Below are 3,812 nucleotides of genomic sequence, written 5' to 3'. Positions count from 1 at the left end.
ACGCTAGCTGCAATTTTAGCAACGTTGCCAAAAGTTAAGTAATTAGCTTAGGTAACGGTAAATTAATGCTGAGTCCCTGTTTTTATTGCAGGGACTTTATTTAAGCTGTTATGAGTATTTTCTTTGATCCATTTCGAACTCATCACTCATTTGTAGGCAAACGTTTCTTAGCTAGAAGATTATTTAATGTAAGCAGACATTATGTATAGTAACTATCTGTAAATTTATGACAGATAATTCCCTGTTAAAACTGTAGTTATAATTGCAGTGATAATTGCTACAATTGCAGTTAACAACTGTTTAAGCCATTCATTTTTAAGTTGAAAAAAATTTAATTTACGCTTTTGTTTAAGGCGAATATCGTTAAACTTCATATATATTAAATTAAATTTATCACAAAATGAAAGTTGATTAGAAATTCCATATTGACTACTTACTCGCCCATAAAAAAGAAACATTTCAAAGGCTTCATTGATTGTTTTTTTTGTCACTTCATTGGGATGTAAATTATATTTAATTATAATATTATCTTCTAATCTTTGACATGCTTTACTTTTATATGGATAAATAATAATTGAAATTTTACTTACCATTGATTGAGAAAAAACTAATGAACAACCACTTTCGTAAAAATGTTCAATACCATTCTTATTTTCTCTTGTAATACCTAAATGATTAGGTACCATGTTAAATTGAATCGTTTCATAATTTTTTTCATCTCCACTACTAATTAAAAATATTTTCAATGGATAATCAATTGATTCAAGTTTTTTTTGCCATTTTTCTCCTATTGTTACAATTAAATTCTTTGTAACGAAAGACCAATTAAGTCGACAGCATTGGAGTGTGAATTCGCCATCCTGTAACCGTTTTTTTTCTTTCTCTAAATTAAAACAAATCATTTAAATCACTTCAATTGATGATTTTTTAAATTATCCATCTAATATAATTAGATACACGACTACGTCCAGATACAACCAAAACCACCCGTACTTAATTTTATTAGATATCCGTTATATATAGCTATTTGTAAATAGTTAGTATTAATTTTATATATTCATAATCAATTCTCATTGATACATCCTTCTCCTTCAATGCCTAATGATTAGTAATCATACATCTAAAAATCATCTGGATATGATAAGTAAAAATATAGTATTTAACAAATACTATTCATAGTTTCACTCGTAAAATTGTTCCTAGAATCGACTTTAAAACCATCAACTTCTATTATTCGATTATATAGCATGGCTTTTATCTAAATCGACTACATTTAACATATTGTATCTTTATCTTTTCTCGATTATAGATCAGTTTAATTGTACTGTAACTAGCTAAATATAATAAGAAAAACCAAACAATGTAGAAAATAATCCATTTCAAGTATTCCTTATATTAAAGTTATTTATCTTCCTATGGAATAGATAAACTTTGTCCTCAAACTAAAATAATAGTCTTTTCGATTAGACTTATAGAAATCAAAGCGAATAAAAAGTAAGGATGTAGATATCCAACAGTAAATAATTGTGAACCAATCCACATTTTTTAATTTATAACAGCAAAAAAAGACAATAACCCTGAATGTTTTATCGGAATTTTATCCAGCCTAAACAGCTTCAGTACTTATAAAATCATCTCATCTTTGCATGAAAGCATAATTCTGTGAATATTCTATTTTCACATATAAAAACAAAGATATATTCCCTGATCCTGCTCACAAACTGAATCACCCAAATCAAATAACTTATTCTGAGCCCGCAATGCTGGCAAAACCAGAGATACGATAAAAATATTAGGATTAGAATAATGAAAAAATACTCCTTACCTTACACCTTTGCTATAACCAGTTTACTTATGCTCAGTGGCTGTAATGATGATACTACTGTTGTCGAACAGCCTAAAGATACTGAACCACCAGCAACACAATTACGGACAGTCTTAAGTAACTATCAAAATGCAACCCACACCCTCGACAATACCCATTTCGGCCAAGTAACAGACCAAATGGCAAGTGCACGTCAGGGGATAGACCGAATGTATCTTGATAAATTAGAACAAATCAATCGCGATGCACTGTCTGACGAAGACAAAATCTACTACGATACTTTCCAATTTGACCGTAATCTTGCCATCAGAGGAGCTTCATTTCCCAACCCTCGTTTCGGTAACTTTGATATTCCCATCACCCACTTTTATAACTACATAGACTGGAATGCCAGTGCCGCAGGCAGTAAACAAGAATCACCTGAAGCCTACCACAAACATATTCAGGTTCTTAGGGAATTCACGTCTTGGGTCAATAATTTACAATCACAATACTCGCTGGCAATTATCGACGGAGCTCAACTACCTAAAATACTAACAACTCGTCTTATTAATAGTACCGTTGAAGCTATGGCTATCAATGGACAACCTTATGGTTTACTAGAGATCGGTCTGAACGATATCAAAGCATCTGGTAATGCTGATTATAGTGACGAATTTATAGCTGAATACCAAAAAGCCGTAAATGATGCCCAAAGAGCAGTCGACAATATTATTAATTTCTTGCAAACAGACTATTTCAAGAGCGCTCGCGGAACAAATGACATTACTGACACCAATATCGGCTGGGGCGATCTACCAAATGGTCAAGCATGGTATCAATGGCAGCTTGATCGTAACAGTACAACGGGCAAATCAGCGATGGAATTGAACAAGCTCGGTGAAGATCTGGTAGCCGATGCTAAAGCCGAAATGATTCGAGTCGCTCAATTGATCATCAAAAAACGAGGTGAGACGATTAAAGCCGAATGGCGTAACCCAGATGGCGTAGTCGAAGAGCGTACGTTTAACCTTGTAAATGCAGATAAAAGCGTTAACCTCGATGAGTTTTTCGATTATCTCAACAGTGAACAGTTTTTCTATGGCCGTGACGGCCGGACTATCTCTGATACACCTTATGCCAATCTGTGCAAAGCGGCATCCGACCAAACTGCTTGTGAAGCGGCTCTTATCGACTATAACACCTTTAAAAATGATGCAAATAACATTGTTGCCTCATACTTTAAGCCAATTAAAACCGATTACACCATCGTTCCTGTTCCTGCTAACCGCGAGAAATATGATGGCGTAGCCTCCTACGGTGGTAATGAGTTTAACCTCAATACTAATCCAAATTATAGTCTTCAGAAATGGAATGTCTCTACCCTATTACTCCACGAAGCGGCTCCTGGTCATCATTTCCAAAATGCTTATTCCATTGAGTATCCACCAAAAGATAAACCAGATTACATCAAAGGTGTTAGCTATACTGCGTATGCCGAGGGCTGGGCGCTGTACACTGAATGGTTAGGTCTGGAGATGGGTATTTATGGTGAACTAAACGCTGAAGGCAAACCAACCTTTATTAATGCTACCGGAATGTGCAAACCTGATCTCGACTATACCCACTTCCAAGGCGGTATTTATAACGATGCTGAAGAATGTAACGCCTTGCAATATTTCGGTAGTCTAAATGAGGCACAATTACGTAACATGCGACTAGCCGTAGATACTGGGATCCATGCAAAAGGATGGAGTATCCAAAATGCGCAAAACTATATGAATCAAAATTCTGCTTTGGGTGATGGAGATATCGAATCTGAAAGTTTCCGCTATGCGGCCTATGTTGGGCAAGCCGTATCTTATAAGTCTGGGTATTTAGTAATCATGGAAATGCTTGCTTTAGCCCAAAATGAGTTAGGCAACAAATTTGACTGGGCGAGCTTCCATGATCAACTGCTAATATTTGGTGATCAACCTATGGAAGTTGTTGAAACAAGTATTAAGAA

Annotated in this window: 2 protein-coding genes; one reads left to right on the top strand and one right to left on the bottom strand. The window is 34.9% G+C overall.

Annotated elements, in window-relative coordinates; genetic code table 11:
* Positions 1–224 precede the first annotated feature (224 nt).
* Positions 225–902, bottom strand: coding sequence for a hypothetical protein (locus I3255_RS13285; protein ID WP_238039238.1), 678 nt, complete (start codon positions 900–902; stop codon positions 225–227).
* Between the two features lie 904 nt (positions 903–1,806).
* On the opposite strand from I3255_RS13285, the gene I3255_RS13280 reads away from it, so the two are divergent.
* On the top strand, positions 1,807–3,812 hold a 2,006-nt coding region (locus I3255_RS13280; RefSeq protein WP_238039237.1), incomplete at its 3' end, for a DUF885 domain-containing protein.

It is taken from the genome of Psychrobacter sp. Ps6 (genome assembly GCF_022129235.1).
In the GTDB taxonomy this organism is placed as follows: Bacteria; Pseudomonadota; Gammaproteobacteria; order Pseudomonadales; family Moraxellaceae; genus Psychrobacter.
This window is presented reverse-complemented; position numbering and strand designations above follow the sequence as displayed.

Bases quoted from the DNA above. Each gene is read 5' to 3' on its own strand.
- I3255_RS13285 (WP_238039238.1), bottom strand. From the start codon at position 902: ATGATTTGTTTTAATTTAGAGAAAGAAAAAAAACGGTTACAGGATGGC.